We start from the raw sequence: 16687 nt of genomic DNA on the forward strand, positions 1-16687 counted from the left end.
CATGGCGTTGACGCTCTTCATTCCAGACCAGGCGGTAGCTGTGGTTCATAGCGTGTGCGACGAAGGATGTGGGCGGTATCGGCCGCACATCTTATGCAACCCTATGCAACGCAACGCTTAACGCCCGGGACGGGCAGCGCACTCAATCACCGCGCAGCCACCACCAGAAGCCGGCTCCCAAGGTGGTCAAGATCACGGTCAGCACCAGCATGCGGCGGCGGGGGTGATGCCAGAACGCTTTGCGTTGTTGCGCCGCCAGCAGCTTGGCCCGCTCACGGGCCAAATAGTGGTCGTACACCTCACGCCGGAAGGGATCGCTCAGCACGGCGTAGGCCAGCCAGCGGGTGGCATCCGTGGTCAAGGGGGCTGTCAAGGGCGGATGTTGCCAGTCCACCTGCGCCAGTGCCGCAGCCGTAACCTCTTCAGGCAAGCTCAAACACTCATAGTGTGTGGGGTGCAGCGGCAGCGCCAACGGATCGGTGGCAGGTGGTTTCATGGTGGTATGGGGCTCGGCGTGGTGGCTCAGGCGTGCTTTTTAGCGGGCTTGATGGGTCGGGTCCAGCTGCTGATGCTGGCTTGTTGCCCACGTGCGACCGTGAGTTGACCGGCCGGGGCGCTCTTGCTGACCGTGGAGCCGGCACCGATGGTGGCTCCTGCACCGATGATGATCGGTGCCACCAGCACGCAGTTGGAGCCGATGTGTACGTCGGCTTCGATGATGGTGCGATGCTTGTTGGCGCCGTCGTAGTTGGCGGTGATGCTGCCGGCACCGTAGTTGACCCGCTCACCCACCGTGGCATCACCCAGATAAGCGAGGTGATTGGCTTTGGAGCCTCGGGCCATGGTCGAGTTCTTCACCTCGACGAAGTTGCCGATGTGGACATTCGCGCCGAGCTTGGCCCCTGGGCGCAGGCGGGCAAAGGGGCCCACCAACGCGCCTTCGCCAACTTCCACGCCCAGCGTTTCGCCGTCGATGTGGGTGAAGGGATGGATCACCGCCCCGGCGGCGATGCGGGCGTTGCGGATCACGCAGTGGGCACCAATCTGAACATCGTCCCCCAGCTCGACATGGCCTTCAAAAAGCGCATTGATGTCGATCTCCACGTCCCGGCCACAAACCAGCGTGCCACGCAGATCAAAGCGCGCCGGGTCGGCCAAGCGCACCCCCGCTTCCATCAGCGCTTCGGCTTGCTGGCGCTGGAAGCGACGCTCCAGATCAGCCAGTTGCAAGGGGCTGTTGACGCCCAGCACTTCGGTTTCGCTACCGGCCTTGGTGGCCACCACCGGCACGCCATCCGCCACCGCCATGGCGACGATGTCAGTGAGGTAGTACTCGTGCTGGACGTTATCGTTGCGCAGGTTGGCCAGCCAGCGCTTCAGGTGCGCTGTGGGCACGGCCATCATGCCGGTGTAGCCCTCGCGAATGAGGCGCTGCTCAGGCGTGGCGTCCTTGTGTTCCTTGATGGCAAGCACGGCTTCGCCGTCGCGCAGGATGCGGCCGTAGCCGCTCGGGTCGGCCAGATCGACGGTCAGCAGTGCAAGGCGCTCGCCGGCGCAGGCGTCGATCAAGGCTTGCGCCGTTTGGACCCGCACCAAGGGCACGTCACCGTTCAGGATCAAGGTGGTGCCGGTCTCGGGCAGTTCAGGCACCGCTTGCTGCACGGCGTGGCCGGTGCCGAGCTGCGGTTCTTGGCGCACAAAGGCCAAGGGGGCGCTGGGCAGCGCCGCGCGCATGGCCGTTTCGACCTGTTCCGCCCCGTGGCCGGTGATGGTGATGAGGCGCTCAGCACCTAGGCTGATGCCCATGTCCAAGACATGCTGCAATAGGGGCCGACCGGCCAAGGGATGCAGCACTTTGGGCCGGGCGGATTTCATCCGTGTCCCTTTGCCAGCAGCCATGATCACGACGTCGAGCACCATGCGTAATTCCTTGTTGGGGCGAATATGGAAAACCCGGATTATCGGCAGCCTTCAGCGTCGCTGGGTCCGCAAGTGTTGTTTGGCCGTGACAGGTGTCTGCATTCTGTGGTTGTGTGGGTGCAGCAGCTTGGGTTTGGGCTACAGCAACGGGCCAACGCTGGTCACATGGTGGCTGGATCGGCAGCTCGACTTGAACGCCGAGCAGTCCGCCAAGGTGCGCTTGGCCCTCGATCAGGGCTTTGGATGGCACCGCAGCCAGCGTTTGGCACAGGAGCTTGCGCTGCTGGCCCGCTTCGAGCGCGAGGTGCAGGGCGAGGTCACGCCCGCCCAAGTCTGTGCTTGGGTGCCCATCGCTCAGACGTGGGCTGACACGCTGCTTGCCCAGCTGGCTCCGGCCATCGTCGAGATCGCCCCGACGTTGCAAGCGCAGCAACTGGCGCATCTTGAAGCCCGCATGGCGCGCAGCAACGAGGATTGGCGGCGCGACCATCTCCAAACCGACCCGCAAGAGCGCCTCCAAGCGCAGTTGGACCGTTTGGTCACGAATCTGGAAACGCTCTATGGCCGCTTGGAGCGGCCGCAGAAAGACGCTCTTCAGGCCTCGCTGGCCCGCTCAAGCTGGGATCCCGACCAAGCCTTGGTGCAGCGCAAGCGCAACCAGCAAGACACCTTGAGCGTCTTGCGTCAGCTGAACCAAGGACGGGGTTTGCCCACCGCTGAGGCCGCTCAGACGTTGGTGCGGGCTTGGCTGGTGCGCCAGACCACCCCCAGCGACGAAGCTACACGCCGCAGTCGGGCGGCTTTTGTCACTGAGCGTTGCCAGCTGGTGGCCGATTTTCATCACAGCGCCACGCCTGAGCAGCGTCGCCATGCGGGCGAAACCCTGGCGGGTTGGCAGGATGATCTGCGGGGCTTTGTGGTGGCGTCTGCGCCCGCTGCTGGGCTCAACGCGGTGCGCTTGCTTCCACCGGCGGGTTCAAAGGCACCAGTGACACCATGACATCCCGGGGCCCTTCGGGCAGATTGGGGAAACCCTGCAAGGTGGCGGCGAACAGCGCCCGCAGCACGGTGGGGGTGCCATTCAGGCGGGTGCGGGCGTGGCCTTCGTACAGGATGTGATGACTCTCACCGTCGATGAGCAGCATCACGACCTCCTGCTGGAGCTCGTAAGGGCGACCATTCCAACCTTGATTGACGCCGACCTCTAGCGGTCGGCGCAAGGGCCGGCCCCAGATATCGGCACTCCACGGGCTGCGCTGGCCGCGCCAGCCGCGCTCCATCCACGGTGCGGGCATGCGCACACTGCGTGCGCCAACTTGCACCAAGACATCGACATCCGGGTCCAGGGTCGCAGCAGCCTCGGCATCTGGGACAAAACCGGCCAGCAGCAGGGCTTCGGCAGCTGCGGTTTCCGCCACATCTTGGGTCGCGGCAGCACCTGTACCCCGTTGGGAGGGGAGGCGCTCGAAGGCATATCGGCCCGCCGGTCGGCCCTCCGGCCAAGAACCGAAACTGGTGACTTCCACTTCGGCCTCATAGAGCGAGGCACAACCGCTGAGTAAGACGAGCGCCAAACAACCGCTGGCGGCAAGGATGGATGTGCTGCGGGACAGCATGGCAGCCTCCTTAGGTGGATGAGATGCGTTCGTTCAGGAAGGTGACGGTGTTCGTGGCTGAGATTGTGCCGGGTGTGGCGCAGCCCTCATCGTCCTCATCGAAGGCTTTGTCACCGCTTGGGTCAGCCACGCCGCTGGGGCGGATGGTCTCAAAGGGGAAGAGCTTGCGGTCCATGAGGTGCGAGGGCACCACTTCGGAGAAGGCGCGATGCATGTTGTCGATGCGGCCCGGGTGCTTGCGGTCCCATTCGCGCAGCATCTGTTTGATCTGCACCCGTTGCAAGTTCTCTTGGGTGCCGCACAGGCTGCACGGGATGATCGGGAAGGTGCGGTGTTCGGCCCAGCGTTCCAGATCAGTTTCAGTCACGTAGGCCAGCGGACGGATCACGGTGTGCCGGCCGTCGTCGCTCACCAGCTTCGGCGGCATGCCTTTGAGGCGGCCTTGGAAGAACATGTTCAAAAAGATGGTGCCGAGGAAGTCGTCGCGGTGGTGCCCCAAGGCGATTTTGGTCGCACCCAACTCACCCGCCACGCGGTAGAGCGCACCCCGGCGCAGACGCGAGCACAAGCTGCACATCGTTTTGCCCTCGGGGATCAAACGCTTGACGATGGAGTAGGTGTCTTGCTCTTCGATGTGGAACTCGACGCCCCGGCTCTTGAGGTACGCCGGCAGCACATCGGCCGGAAAGCCGGGCTGCTTTTGATCGAGATTGACGGCGACGATCGAGAACTTGATCGGGGCGCGTTGCTGCAAGTTCAGCAAAATGTCGAGCAAGCTGTAGCTGTCCTTGCCGCCCGAGAGGCAGACCATCACGCGGTCGCCTTGCTCGATCATGGCGAAGTCGCGGATCGCGTCGCCCACTTGACGATGCAAGCGCTTCGAGAGCTTGTTGATCTCGTGCGCTGCGCGCTTGTCGGCCTGAGATGCCTGAGCGGTCGGGGATTCGGCAGAAAGGGTGGAGGAAAGATCGGTATTCATGGCGAGATTGTCGTTGCTCGCTGCCCCGCCGCTCACCACTGCCCCGTTTCCAACCGGATCGCCACTTCGCAGTCGTCGAAGATTTCCAGCTTGGCGATCTTGACGCGCACGCCCAAGACACCCGGCAGGCTCATCAACCGCGCCGCGACTTTGCCGATCAAGCTCTCCAACAAGTTGACATGCTGCGCGGTGCATTCCTCAATGATGATGCTGCGTACCCGGCGGTAATCGAGCACGTGCGTCAGGTCGTCGTCTTGGGGCCGCAGGGGCTGCGTGCCGAGGTTGAGTTCGGCATCGACCGCAATCGGCTGCGGCGCGGTTTTCTCGTGGTCGAGCACCCCGAGGTTGGCGTCAAAGCGCAGGCCGGTGAGGGTGAGGATTTGGGTGCCGCGTGTGGTGGACATGATCGGATGGGGTTCAGGCTGAAAGGGGCGCAAGGCCAGCAAGGCGAAGCAAGACGCGTGGCTGCGCGCTCACATCATCGAAAAATCGCGCTCAAAGCGTCGCAGGTGCTGACCCGCATCGACCAAGATCGTGGTGCCGGTGATGGAGCGGGTTTCGAGCACAAACCGTACGCTGCGCGCCACGTCTTCCGGCGAGGAGGCGCGCCCGAGCAGACTCGATTGGCGATGCAGCGCCGCGAACTTCTCGCCCTGCAACCAAGCGCTGTCGAGCGTCAGTCCCGGCGCGACACCGGCCACGCGCACTTGCGGTGCCAAGGCCATGGCCAGCAAGGCGGTGGCGGATTCGAGGGCCGCTTTGGAGAGCGTGTAGCTGAGGAAATCGGGGTTCGGATTCCAGAGTTTTTGATCGAGCAAATTGACCACCACCCCTTGGCGCGGTGTGCCGCTCAGGTGCTCAGCCAGCGCTTGGGCCAGCACGATGGCCGGCGCGGTGTTGGCGCGCAGATGGCGCTCTAAGGTGGCGTAGCTGAAGCTAGATGCGTCGTCGAACTCGAAGGTTGAGGCGCTGTTGACCACTGCATCGATGCGACCCAACGCGCTGATCACCGCCGGCACCAAGGCGCGACAAGCGGCTTCGTCGGCCAAGTCCGCCATGACGGTGTGGGCCCGGGCACCGAGTTGGCGCAGCTCAGCCGCAGTGGCTTCGGCCTCTGGGGCGGAGTGGCGGTAATGCACCGCCACGTCGAAGCCGTGGCGGCCCAGATCAAGGGCAATGTCGCGGCCAAGGCGTTTGGCCGAGCCGGTAATCAGAACCACCGGACGGTCTGAAAGATGGGAGGTGGGCATGGGCTTTCTAGAATGGGGTGTGAACACGATGCAAACCACTTCAAACCCCAGTGTAGCCAGCCCGCTTGCAGCGGCTTTGGCCGACGAGATCCGCACCCAAGGCGGCTGGATCAGCTTCGAGCGCTACATGGAGCGCGCCCTCTACACCCCCGGCTTGGGCTATTACGCCCGGGGGGATCGCCAGTTCGGCGCGTTGCCCAGTTCCGGCAGCGATTTCATCACCGCGCCGGAACTCTCACCCCTGTTCGGCCGGGCTGTGGCGCGCCAGCTTGAGCAGGCCTTGGCGGCCACGGGCACCCAAGAGCTTTGGGAGTTTGGCGCGGGCTCGGGCGCGTTGGCGGCTCAGGTGCTTGAGGCCTTGGGCGAGCAGATCACGTCCTACACCATCGTCGATCTCTCAAGCACCTTGCGTGAGCGCCAGCGCCAAACGGTGCTGGCGCGCGTGCCGCAGCACGCTCTTAAATTGCGCTGGGTGACGCAGTTGCCCGAGCGCATCGACGGCGTGGTGCTCGCCAACGAATTGCTCGACGCCATGCCGGTGGTGTTGCTGCACTGGGACGGCGCGCAGTGGCTGGAGCGTGGGGTGGGGCTGGGTGCGGGTCAGGATGCAGCGCAGGTTTTTGTCTGGGCAGATCGACCCACGGCGCTACGCCCGCCCGTTGAGAGTGGTTTCGTGCCCGGCACGGTCATTGAGCTGCCGCGCCAAGCCTCGGCCTTCATCAGCACGCTGGCCGGGGTGGTGCAGCGCGGCGCAGCGTTTTTCCTCGACTACGGTTTTCCTGAGCGCGAGTTCTATCACCCGCAGCGTGTCGGCGGCACTTTGATGTGCCACCGTGCCCACCAAGCCGACACCGATCCGCTCGCCGCTGTGGGCGACAAAGACATCACCGTCCACGTCGATTTCACGGCCATCGCTTTGGCAGGGCAGGACGCTGGCATGGAGGTGCTGGGCTACACCTCGCAGGCGCGGTTTCTCTTCAACTGCGGGTTGCTCGAAGACTTGCAGCTTGCCAGCGATCAGCGCAACGTGCCCGCCTTGGCGGCGGCCCAAAAGCTCATCACCGAGCACGAAATGGGCGAGCTTTTCAAGGTGATCGGCTTGGCCGCTGCGGCCACGCCCTTCGAGGCCCGAGGCTTCACCGCCGGCGACCGCAGCCATACCTTGTGAGGCTGGGGCTGTGAGGCTGGAACTGTGATGCGCTGGCTGCTGACCCTGCTGCTGGCCAGCGTGCTGCTCTCAGGACTGCGCGGCTGGCTGTCACGCATCGGCCTAGGCCGGCTGCCGGGCGACTTCACCCTGCACCTCGGCCGCCGCGAGCTCTACGTGCCCTTCGGATCAAGCGTGCTGCTGAGCCTGATCGCTTGGCTGATTGCCCGCTGGCTGTAGCCCTCACCGCTTCAAATACCGATACAGCGTGCTGCGGCTGATGCCGAGACGGCGGGCGGCTTCGGCGATGTTGCCGTGGGTTTCGAGCAGCATGTGTTCGACAGTGCGCTGCGAGACGTCGCGCAGGGGCATGAGGGGGGCGACGGCTTCGGTGGGCGGGAGGATGGGGTTGGCCTTTTGGCGGAACCGGCTGGCGTCGATGCGGAAGTAAAGGCTTTGGCCTTGCAAGTTGCTCAGGGCGACGGTGCTGCTGCCTTGGCGCAGGGCTTGATCGCGCACGCTGGGCCAGTCCATCACGAACACTTGGGCCAGATGCACTTGATGGATGGCGTTGCGTTGCAGATCCAGCATGGCCATGGCGACGCTGTCCATGGCCGTGATTAGCCCGTCGGCGTCGAGATGCAACCAGCCCTCCGCCATCGAGCCCAAACCGGCCAAGTGCGGGTGACAGCTGAGGCGCAAGGTGTGGGGTTCTTCGGCCAAGGCGAAAAGCTGACGCTCAATGGCCCGCACCGAGGTGCGCACCAACCCCAAGGTGTGCGGATGGTGGCTGCGCTGGTCGGAGGAAATATCCAGCACACCCAGCGTGCGACCGTCGGGCCCCCGGATCGGTGCGGCGGCGCAGGTGAGAAAGCCGTTTTCCTCGAAGAAATGTTCGGCCCCGTTGACCGCCACCGATTGGCCTTCATGCAAGGCGGTGCCGATGGCGTTGGTGCCTCGGTGGCGTTCCAGCCACGACGCGCCGGGGCGCAGCAAGATGCGGTCGGCGCGTTGCAAGAAGTCGGCGTCGCCCACCGAATGCACGATCACGCCATGATGGTCGGCCAGCACCACCACGCCGCCGGAGCCGGCGATCAGGGCGTAGAGGTATTCCATGGTCGGGATGGCGGTACGGATCAGCACGTCGCGCTGCTCGATGCGGATGCGCAGGTTCTCGCCGCCCAAGGTGTGCTCTTCCGTCAGGCGCCGCGCCACCGGCATCAAACCGAACTGAAAGCAGCGCTGCCAAGAGCCCGTCAAGGTGGGCCCGAGCCGACTCAGCACCGCTTCTTCGGGCGGGGTGCCGTGGCGCAGCCAGTGGCGGCGCAGATCACGCAGTTCGGTGTTGTTCATGGCGATGTCAAGTCACCGGAGCCAAGTTGGCAAATTCCTCGTCGGTAAAAAGGCGGGAGCGGGTCAGAAAGCGCAGCCCACTGGGGCGCTCCAGCGAGAACATACCGCCATTGCCAGGGATGGCGTCGATGGTGAGGTGAGTGTGCTGCCAGTACTCGAACTGGGAGCGGCTCATGTAGAACGGGATGCCGCCCAACACCCCGAGTTGCACATCACTGTCGCCCAGCGGGAACTCGTTTCGTGGAAACAGCATGGGCGCACTGCCGTCGCAACAGCCCCCGGATTGGTGGAACAGCAGCTCAGGGCCATGCTGCGCCACCATCGTCTCAATCAGGGCCAAGGCGGCGGCCGTGGCGCTCACGCGGTTTGCCATGATGGGTCTTTCTTAGAAGAACCCAAGAGCCTTGGGGCTGTAGGACACCAGCAGGTTCTTGGTCTGCTGATAGTGGTCGAGCATCATCTTGTGGGTTTCACGACCGATGCCCGATTGCTTGTAGCCGCCGAAGGCGGCGTGCGCCGGATAGGCGTGGTAGCAGTTGGTCCAGACGCGGCCGGCCTGGATGCCCCGGCCCATGCGGAAAGCGCGGCTGCCGTCACGGGTCCAGACCCCGGCACCCAGACCGTAGAGCGTGTCGTTGGCAATCGCCAGCGCTTCGGCTTCGTCCTTGAAGGTGGTGACCGACAGCACCGGGCCGAAGATTTCTTCCTGGAAGATGCGCATCTTGTTGTGGCCCTTGAACACCGTCGGTGCCACGTAGAAGCCGTCCTTCAAGTCGCCGTCGTGGAGGGTGCGGTGACCGCCGACCAGCACTTCAGCGCCTTCAGCGCGCCCGAGTTCGAGGTAGGAGACGATCTTTTCGAGCTGCTCGGCGGAGGCTTGGGCACCGATCATGGTGCTGCTGTCGAGCGGGTTGCCTTGCTTGATCGCCTTGACACGCGCCACGGCACGCTCGATGAAGCGCTCGTAGATCGATTCCTGAATCAGCGCGCGTGAGGGGCAGGTGCAGACCTCGCCTTGGTTCAAGGCGAACATCGCAAAGCCTTCAAGGCATTTGTCGAAGTAGTCGTCGTCTTGGTCCATCACGTCGGCAAAGAAGACATTCGGGCTCTTGCCGCCGAGTTCCAGCGTCACCGGGATCAGGTTTTGGGCGGCGTAGCTCATGATGAGTCGGCCGGTCGAGGTCTCCCCCGTGAAGGCGATCTTGGCGATGCGCGGCGACGAGGCCAGCGGCTTGCCGGCTTCTAAGCCGAAGCCGTTGACGATGTTGAGCACGCCCGGCGGCAGCAAGTCGCCGATCAGCTCCATCAGCACCAGGATCGAGGCCGGGGTCTGCTCAGCGGGCTTCAGCACCACGCAGTTGCCAGCGGCCAAGGCCGGGGCGAGCTTCCAAGTGGCCATCAGGATCGGGAAGTTCCACGGAATGATCTGGCCGACCACGCCGAGCGGCTCCTTGAAGTGGTAGGCGTAGGTGTCGTGATCGATCTCGCCGATCGAGCCTTCTTCGGCGCGGATGCAGCCGGCAAAGTAGCGGAAGTGGTCGATGGCCAGCGGGATGTCAGCCGCCATGGTTTCGCGGATCGGCTTGCCGTTGTCGAGCGTCTCAGCGGTGGCGATCAGCGACAGATTCGCTTCGATACGGTCGGCGATTTTGTTGAGGATGTTGGCGCGGGTGGTGGTGGAGGTAGCCCCCCAAGCAGCGCGGGCCGCGTGGGCGGCGTCGAGCGCGAGGTTGATGTCCTTGGCGTTCGAGCGCGGGATCTCGCACAGCGGCTGATTGGTGATCGGCGTGACGTTGACGAAATACTGACCATCCACCGGATCAACCCACTGGCCGCCGATGTAGTTGCCGTAGCGCGCCTTGTAGGGATTGCTGACGCTGATGCCGTTGAGAGTCAAGGTGTTCGTGCTGCTCATGGGGATGCCTCGGGGTGGATGGGTCGGTGTGAGCGGATTGTTCCGATCCCCCCTTGGCACCGCCACCTGAAGCGCCCCCTTGCTGTGACCCAAGGGGCCGAAAAGGGCGGTTTTTCGGGGTATGTCCTGAGTCAGTGCTTGCGCGACTGTGTCGTATCGCTACACCTTGGGTGGGTGTTGAGCCGCCGCCTGACTCAAAGCCGCTGCCCGGGCCTGATCCAGCGCCCGGGCGATAGCCGGGCCTTCGGCACCTCGGGCGCGGGCTTCGGCCACGATGGCGGCTTGATCCAAGCTTTGCAGCAGCGCCAGCGCTTGGCCCAGCGTGCGGCGCTGGGGGTAGTCGTGGCGGCTGAAGTCACCGCCTCGGCCCCGGGCGTCGCATTCGCAGGCCAGCAAGGTCTCGGCAAAACGCTCGGGGCGTCGCCAAGCGTCGCAGCGGCCCAGCAGGCGCACAACGGCCTCGGGGCTCAGTTCGGTGCTGCGGTGGATGTTGCCGTGCTCGCGCGCCACCAAGTCCGCCAGTTGGATCAGCTCGGTGGGCACGCGCAGGCCTTTGAGCAGGGGTTGCAATAGGGCGGCACTGCGGCCTTCGTGGCCGGTGTGACGCGGCAGCACATCGGCTGGGGTGGTGCCTTTGCCCAAGTCGTGGCACAGGCAGGCCAGACGCACGCCCAGCGACGCGCCAAGCTCGGCGGCCATGTCCAGCACCATCAGCACATGCACGCCGGTATCGATCTCGGGGTGATAGTCGGCGCGCTGGGGGACGCCAAAGAGCCGGTCCACATCCGGCAGCAGCCGCTTGAGCGCGCCGCAGTCACGCAGCACCTCGAACATGCGCGAGGGCTGGGTCGTCATCAGCCCACGTGAGAGTTCTTGCCAGACGCGCTCGGGCACCAGCGCATCGACCTCGCCCGCATCGACCATCTGCCGGCAGAGCTGCATGGTTTCAGGCGCGATGCGGAAGTCATTGAAGCGGGCGGCAAAGCGCGCCAGCCGCAGGATACGCACCGGGTCTTCGGCAAAAGCGGGGCCGACGTGGCGTAGCAGCCGATCCGTCAGATCTTGTGCGCCGCCCAGCGGGTCGATCAGGCGGCCGTCGGCGCTTCGGGCCATGGCGTTGACCGTCAAATCGCGCCGGGCGAGATCTTCTTCGAGCGTCACGTCTTGGCCGGTGTGGAAGACGAAGCCGTGATAGCCCCGGCCTTGCTTGCGCTCAGTGCGCGCTAAGGCGTATTCCTCATGGGTGCGCGGGTGCAAAAAGACCGGAAAGTCTTGCCCGACCGGGGTGTAGCCGGCCGCAAGCATCTGCTCGGGGCTGGCCCCCACCACCACCCAATCGCGCTCCGTGACGCTCAGACCGAGGAGCTCATCGCGTACTGCGCCGCCCACCAAATGGATTTGCATGGCTGCCATGGGTTGGGGCTCCGGTTGGGCTTAGTTCCAGTTGGACGGGGGTTTGATGCGCCGCGCCAGCAGCGGTGCCATCACGCTGGTCATGGAGCGGGGTGTGATGCCCAGCGCTTTCAAGCCGGGCAGCTTGCCGCTGGCGACATTGGGCACCTTCATCGAGTCGATGTTGTCACCCGACATCAAGGGTTTGCCGGGTAGGCAGCCCAGTGCCGCCGCTTGGAGGCGGGCCAGCGCTTCGGGCAGCGGCAGGATCGGTCGGGGTGAGCCGCTCCATCGGCCGGCCAAGCGCACGATCTCGGCCAGGCTGAGCGGCTCGGGGCCGGTGGCTTCGAAGGTCTGGCCTTGGGTGCTTGGGTCGGCCAGACAGCGTTGCAACGCGGTGGCCACATCGCCGACCCAGACCGGCTGGAAGCGCGCCGTCGATCCCCCCAAGGGCATCACGGGCAAGAGTGCTTGCAAGTCGGCAAAGAGGTTCACGAAAGCATCTTCAGCCCCAAAGATGACACTGGGCCGCAGCACCGTGAGTTGCGTGGGCAGGGCGCTGCGTAGCACGGCTTCTGCTTCGGTCTTGCTGCGCAAGTAACGACTTGGGGCGGGCGGGCCGTTGGGGTCCACGCCCAGCGCACTGACATGCAGCAGACGCACCGCCTCAGGGCGCTTGGCCCGGGCGGTGGCCAAGGTCAGGGCCGTGACCAGCTTGCGGGCCAATTGGACGTGAACTTGATCGAAGTCCGCCGCGCTGCCGTGCAGGATCGCCACCAAATTGATCACCGCATCGCAGGCATCATCCGCCAGCAGCTTGGTCAGTTGAACGGGATCGTGGACGTCGGCGCGCACCAGCTCGACGCCGGGCAGCATCGCCAAGGCCTTGGCTTGTGCCGGTCTTCGGCTCGGCACGATGAGGCGGGTGCCGGCGTGGGCCGGATCACTCGCTAAACGGTGGAGAAGGGCCCGGCCGACAAAGCCAGTGCCGCCAAGAATGAGGAGAGAACGAGGGCGCGCAGTCATGGCCGGGATCGTAGCAACCCGCATGCCGTAAAAACACGCCCCTCAAGTCGTGGGGACTTCTTTACACCGGCTTTACAGCCCGGCAGCCGCTCTCAGCAGCGCCGCCTTGTCGGTGCGCTCCCAAGTGAACTCCGGCTCCTCGCGCCCGAAGTGGCCATAGGCGGCGGTTTTGGCGTAGATCGGGCGCAGCAAGTCGAGCATCTGGATGATGCCCTTGGGACGCAGGTCAAAGTGCGCGTTGACCAGCTTGGCGATCTCGGCGTCGGGAATGACCCCGGTGCCCTCGGTGTAGACCGTCACGTTCATCGGGTGTGCCACGCCGATGGCGTAGGCCACTTGGATCTGGCACTGCTTGGCCAAACCCGCCGCGACGATGTTCTTGGCCACGTAGCGGGCGGCGTAGGCCGCCGAGCGGTCCACCTTGGTCGGGTCTTTGCCCGAGAACGCACCGCCCCCGTGCGGGCAGGCCCCACCATAGGTATCGACGATGATCTTGCGCCCCGTGAGACCGCAGTCGCCTTGTGGGCCGCCGATGACAAAACGCCCGGTCGGGTTGATCAGGTACTTGGTGTCGGCCGTGATCCACTCTTTGGGCAACACCGGCTTGATCAGCTCTTCGCGGATCGCCTCGATGAAGGACGCCTTCATGGTGGTTTGGGTTTCGCTCTGATCCGGGTCGTGTTGGGTCGAGAGCACGATGGTGTCGATGGAGTGCGGCCGGCCATCCACATAACGCATCGTCACTTGGCTCTTGGCGTCCGGGCGCAGGAAGGGCATGCGGCCGTCCTTGCGCAGCTGGGCTTGGCGCTCGACCAGGCGATGCGCGTAGTAGATCGGCGCGGGCATCAGCTCGGGCGTCTCGTCGCAGGCGTAGCCGAACATCAGGCCTTGGTCGCCCGCGCCGGTGTTGAGGTGGTCGTCCGAGGCGTGATCCACGCCCTGCGCGATGTCGTTGCTCTGCTTGTCGTAGCAGACCATCACGGCGCAACCCTTGTAGTCGATGCCGTACTCGGTGTTGTCGTAGCCGATGCGCTTGATGGTGTCGCGCGCGACTTGGATGTAATCGACGTGCGCGTTGGTGGTGATCTCACCGGCCAGCACCACGAGGCCGGTGTTGCACAGCGTCTCAGCCGCGACGCGCGAGCGCGGGTCTTGCTCAAAGATCGCGTCGAGGATGGCGTCGGAGATCTGGTCAGCCACCTTGTCGGGGTGACCTTCGGAGACGGATTCGGATGTGAAGAGGAAGTCGTTCGCCACTCTATAAACTCCTGTGTTTTGCGATGGATAGACGTTGAATACCTTTGTGGGGTGCGTCGCCATGCTGTGAGGAGCGATTGGCGAACGCTTTAGCGGCATTTGTGATTCGCCCCGCAAGTTGTTCCTTAACTCGGCGAAGGCTGCATTCTATGGCCCTGATCACAACCCTTTTTCGTGGTGCCTCGCGCCTGCCCTTGTCCGTGCTGCACGCCGTGGGCGGTGCCTTGGGCTGGTTGACGTATGGGGCCGCGCCCAGCTATCGGCGGCGTATGCAGGAACACGCCCGGCTGGCTGGCGTCCCTTGGGCACAAGCCCGTCCGGCGGTGGCCGAGTCGGGGCGGATGATCGCCGAGCTGCCGTGGGTTTGGAGTCGGCCGGTGGATGAGCCCTTGGGCGACAAGATCTGCTGGACGGGCACCGAGCATGTGGAGCGCGCCTTGGCCTTGGGCAAGGGCTTGCTGGTGCTGACGCCGCACATCGGCAGCTTCGAGATGGTGGGCCAAGGCTACGCCGAGCGTTTTGGCCTGGGTAAACATCCGATGACGGCGCTTTATCGGCCGGCGCGCAAAGCGTGGATGAAAGAGATGGTCAGCAGCTCGCGCCAGCGCCCCGGTCTCGATGTGGCCCCCGCCAACTTGGCCGGGGTGCGGCAGATGATCCGCGCCCTGCGCCGGGGCGAAACCATCGGCTTGTTGCCCGATCAGGTGCCGCCCGAAGGTCAAGGGGTTTGGGCCCCGTTCTTCGGCAAGCCGGCCTACACCATGACGTTGGCGGCGCGGCTGGTGCAACAGACCGGCGCAGCGGTGGTGTTGATCCGGGGGGAGCGTTTGAAGGGTGGAGGCGGCTGGTGTTTGCATGCCGAACCCATGCCTGAGGCCTTGCCGCCGGCGGTCAGCGGGGCCAACGCTGCTGAGGTTGAGGCCTACACGGTGGCCAGCGCCACGGTGATCAACCGCGCCATGGAGCACATGATTCGCCAGCTGCCGGGCCAGTATCTGTGGGGCTACCACCGCTACAAACATCCGCGCCCGCAGGAAAGTTTGGTCGATACGGATGCCAAAGGAGCGCAGGCGTGAAGGCCCCAGCGACGTGGGGGGCCAAGCTCGGGGCTTGGGCGGCGATTGCTTTGCTTTGGAGCGTGCATATCCTGCCGCTGGGTGTGCAGGCGTGGCTGGGGCGAGGTTTAGGGGCTCTGCTTTGGCAAGTGGGCCGACCGCGCCGCCGCGTTGCGCTGCGCAACTTGGCCTTGTGTTTTCCCGCTTGGACACCCGCCCAGCGCGTGGCCGTGGCGCGCGAGCATTTCGCTTGGCTGGGGCGCAGCATCTTGGAGCGCGGCTTGCTGTGGTTTGCGCCGGTGCAGCGCTTGCAGCGCCTGATCCACGTTGAGGGCGATGTCGGTTTGGCCGCGCGCAGCGAGCGCCCGGTGATGTGGCTGGTGCCGCATTTTCTGGCCTTGGACGTGGCGGGCTCGGCAGCGCAGATCTTTCAAGACAAGCGCTTTGGCTCGATCTACCAAGCGCAAAGCAACCCGGTCTTTGACGCCGCCGTCAAGCAAGGGCGGCTGCGCTTTGACAAGGTGGAACTCTTTGCCCGCAACGAGGGCGCACGCGGCTTGATGCGCGCCATCCGCCAAGGCAAGCCTTTTTTCAACCTGCCCGACATGGATTTCGGCGCGCGTGACGCCGCCTTCGTGCCTTTCTTTGGCGTGCCGGCGGCGACGCTCTTGGCCCCTTCGCGCATGGCTCGGGCTTTGAACATGGTGGTCCAACCCGTCATCGCCCACATCCTGCCCGGCGGCCAAGGCTACCGCGTCCAGTTCATGGAACCCTGGGCCGACTTCCCGACCGACGACCCTGAAGCCGACACCCGCCGCATGAACGCTTGGATCGAAGCCCAGATCCTCCTCAACCCCAGCCAATACCTCTGGGTCCACAAACGCTTCAAAACCCGCCCGCAAGGGGAAGCGGGGTTGTATTGACGTTGTGGAAGGGCTCGGCGCTCAGCGCAGTTCGCGGCGCAGGATCTTGCCGACGTTGCTCTTGGGCAGGGCGTCGCGGAATTCGATCTTGCGGGGGCGTTTGTAGGCGGTGAAGTTCTCTTTGCAGTAGGCCGCCAAGGCTTCGGCAGTGAGGCTTGGGTCGCGTTTGACGACCACCAAGCGGACGGCTTCGCCGGAGTGTTCGTCGGGGACGCCGACCACGGCGCATTCCAAGACGCCGGGGTGCAGGTTGACGACTTGCTCGATCTCGTTCGGGTAGACGTTGAAGCCTGAGACCAGAATCATGTCCTTCTTGCGGTCCACGATGCGCACATAGCCGTTCTCGTCCATCACGCCGATGTCGCCGGACTTGAAGTAGCCGTCCGGTGACATGACATGGGCCGTTTCATCGTCGCGGTTCCAGTAGCCCGCCATGACTTGCGGGCCTCGGATGCAGATTTCGCCCGGTTGACCCAGGGCGACATCGTTGCCGCCGTCGTCACGCAAGACCACCTCGGTGCTGGAGATGGGCACGCCAATGGTGCCGGAGTATTCCGAGATGTCGAGCCGGTTGGCGGTGGCCACGGGTGACGTCTCGGACAGACCGTAGCCTTCAACGATCGGGCAGCCGGTGAGCTTGAACCATTGGTCGGCGGTGGCTTTTTGTACCGACATGCCGCCACCAAAGCAGACCTTCAGGCCCGAAAAATCGAGCTTGGCGAAGTCAGGGTGGTTCACCAACGCATTGAACAGGGTGTTCACGGCCGGGAACATGTTGATGCGGTGCTTGCTGAGCGTCTTGACCAAGCCGGGGATGTCGCGCGGGTTGGGGATCAGGACATTGCTGCATCCCA

General features: G+C 64.6%; 18 protein-coding genes. 5 read left to right on the forward strand and 13 right to left on the reverse strand.

The window, feature by feature from the left end:
* Positions 1 to 142 precede the first annotated feature (142 nt).
* Positions 143 to 496 carry a hypothetical protein gene (locus AC3VI7_RS08645; RefSeq protein ID WP_489668314.1) on the reverse strand — a complete coding sequence of 118 codons (354 nt, stop codon included), beginning with the start codon at positions 494 to 496 and terminating at the stop codon, positions 143 to 145.
* Positions 497 to 522: 26 nt separating this feature from the next.
* Positions 523 to 1920: a bifunctional UDP-N-acetylglucosamine diphosphorylase/glucosamine-1-phosphate N-acetyltransferase GlmU gene (gene glmU, locus AC3VI7_RS08650; protein ID WP_489668315.1), complete on the reverse strand. Its 1398-nt coding sequence runs from the start codon at positions 1918 to 1920 to the stop codon at positions 523 to 525.
* Between the two features lie 133 nt (positions 1921 to 2053).
* Here glmU and AC3VI7_RS08655 point away from each other — a divergent pair, with 133 nt between their 5' ends.
* A complete protein-coding gene (locus AC3VI7_RS08655; protein ID WP_489671182.1) occupies positions 2054 to 2920 on the forward strand; it encodes a DUF6279 family lipoprotein in 867 nt (288 codons plus the stop codon).
* Here AC3VI7_RS08655 and AC3VI7_RS08660 read toward each other — a convergent pair.
* From AC3VI7_RS08660 to AC3VI7_RS08675, 4 genes are all read right to left on the reverse strand, one after another.
* Complete coding sequence (locus AC3VI7_RS08660; protein WP_489668316.1) at positions 2865 to 3536, reverse strand: DUF4136 domain-containing protein; 672 nt, start codon at positions 3534 to 3536, stop codon at positions 2865 to 2867. The genes AC3VI7_RS08655 and AC3VI7_RS08660 overlap by 56 nt on opposite strands.
* Positions 3537 to 3546: 10 nt before the next feature.
* On the reverse strand, positions 3547 to 4515 hold the full coding sequence (gene ttcA / locus AC3VI7_RS08665) for a tRNA 2-thiocytidine(32) synthetase TtcA (protein ID WP_489668317.1): 969 nt from the start codon (positions 4513 to 4515) through the stop codon (positions 3547 to 3549).
* A gap of 32 nt (positions 4516 to 4547) precedes the next feature.
* The gene (locus tag AC3VI7_RS08670; RefSeq protein WP_489668318.1) at positions 4548 to 4919 is read right to left on the reverse strand and encodes a dihydroneopterin aldolase; all 372 of its coding nucleotides are present in this window, start codon (positions 4917 to 4919) and stop codon (positions 4548 to 4550) included.
* A gap of 69 nt (positions 4920 to 4988) precedes the next feature.
* Entirely contained in the window at positions 4989 to 5765 is a 777-nt protein-coding gene (locus AC3VI7_RS08675; RefSeq protein ID WP_489668319.1) for an SDR family oxidoreductase, read from the reverse strand.
* A gap of 28 nt (positions 5766 to 5793) precedes the next feature.
* Here AC3VI7_RS08675 and AC3VI7_RS08680 point away from each other — a divergent pair, with 28 nt between their 5' ends.
* Complete coding sequence (locus AC3VI7_RS08680) at positions 5794 to 6933, forward strand: class I SAM-dependent methyltransferase (RefSeq protein ID WP_489668320.1); 1140 nt, start codon at positions 5794 to 5796, stop codon at positions 6931 to 6933.
* Between the two features lie 27 nt (positions 6934 to 6960).
* The gene (locus AC3VI7_RS08685; protein WP_489668321.1) at positions 6961 to 7152 is read left to right on the forward strand and encodes a DUF2905 domain-containing protein; all 192 of its coding nucleotides are present in this window, start codon (positions 6961 to 6963) and stop codon (positions 7150 to 7152) included.
* 3 nt (positions 7153 to 7155) lie between these two features.
* Here the strand turns inward: AC3VI7_RS08685 and AC3VI7_RS08690 are convergent, their stop codons facing one another.
* The 6 genes from AC3VI7_RS08690 to metK form a co-directional block, all read right to left on the reverse strand.
* Positions 7156 to 8265 (reverse strand): sigma-54-dependent Fis family transcriptional regulator, encoded by a 1110-nt coding sequence (locus tag AC3VI7_RS08690; RefSeq protein ID WP_489668322.1) that lies wholly within the window; start codon positions 8263 to 8265, stop codon positions 7156 to 7158.
* Positions 8266 to 8272: 7 nt separating this feature from the next.
* A complete protein-coding gene (locus AC3VI7_RS08695) occupies positions 8273 to 8638 on the reverse strand; it encodes a DUF779 domain-containing protein (protein ID WP_489668323.1) in 366 nt (121 codons plus the stop codon).
* A gap of 12 nt (positions 8639 to 8650) precedes the next feature.
* Positions 8651 to 10180 carry an aldehyde dehydrogenase gene (gene adh / locus AC3VI7_RS08700; protein WP_489668324.1) on the reverse strand — a complete coding sequence of 510 codons (1530 nt, stop codon included), beginning with the start codon at positions 10178 to 10180 and terminating at the stop codon, positions 8651 to 8653.
* Between the two features lie 159 nt (positions 10181 to 10339).
* Positions 10340 to 11593, reverse strand: coding sequence for a multifunctional CCA addition/repair protein (locus AC3VI7_RS08705; protein ID WP_489668325.1), 1254 nt, complete (start codon positions 11591 to 11593; stop codon positions 10340 to 10342).
* 21 nt (positions 11594 to 11614) lie between these two features.
* Positions 11615 to 12598, reverse strand: a complete 984-nt coding sequence (locus tag AC3VI7_RS08710; RefSeq protein WP_489668326.1) for a complex I NDUFA9 subunit family protein — start codon at positions 12596 to 12598, stop codon at positions 11615 to 11617.
* Positions 12599 to 12670: 72 nt separating this feature from the next.
* Positions 12671 to 13855 (reverse strand): methionine adenosyltransferase, encoded by a 1185-nt coding sequence (gene metK / locus AC3VI7_RS08715; RefSeq protein WP_489668327.1) that lies wholly within the window; start codon positions 13853 to 13855, stop codon positions 12671 to 12673.
* Between the two features lie 158 nt (positions 13856 to 14013).
* Between metK and AC3VI7_RS08720 the strand changes: the two genes are divergently transcribed.
* The gene (locus AC3VI7_RS08720; RefSeq protein WP_489668408.1) at positions 14014 to 14931 is read left to right on the forward strand and encodes a lysophospholipid acyltransferase family protein; all 918 of its coding nucleotides are present in this window, start codon (positions 14014 to 14016) and stop codon (positions 14929 to 14931) included.
* Positions 14928 to 15833: an LpxL/LpxP family acyltransferase gene (locus AC3VI7_RS08725; protein ID WP_489668328.1), complete on the forward strand. Its 906-nt coding sequence runs from the start codon at positions 14928 to 14930 to the stop codon at positions 15831 to 15833. Before AC3VI7_RS08720 ends, AC3VI7_RS08725 begins: the two co-directional genes overlap by 4 nt.
* A gap of 21 nt (positions 15834 to 15854) precedes the next feature.
* On the opposite strand, the gene AC3VI7_RS08730 is transcribed toward AC3VI7_RS08725, so the two are convergent.
* Positions 15855 to 16687, reverse strand: an 833-nt coding sequence (locus AC3VI7_RS08730) for an AMP-binding protein (protein ID WP_489671463.1), incomplete at its 5' end; no start/stop codon positions are given.

The organism is Leptothrix toolikensis (SeqCode), assembly GCF_057922285.1.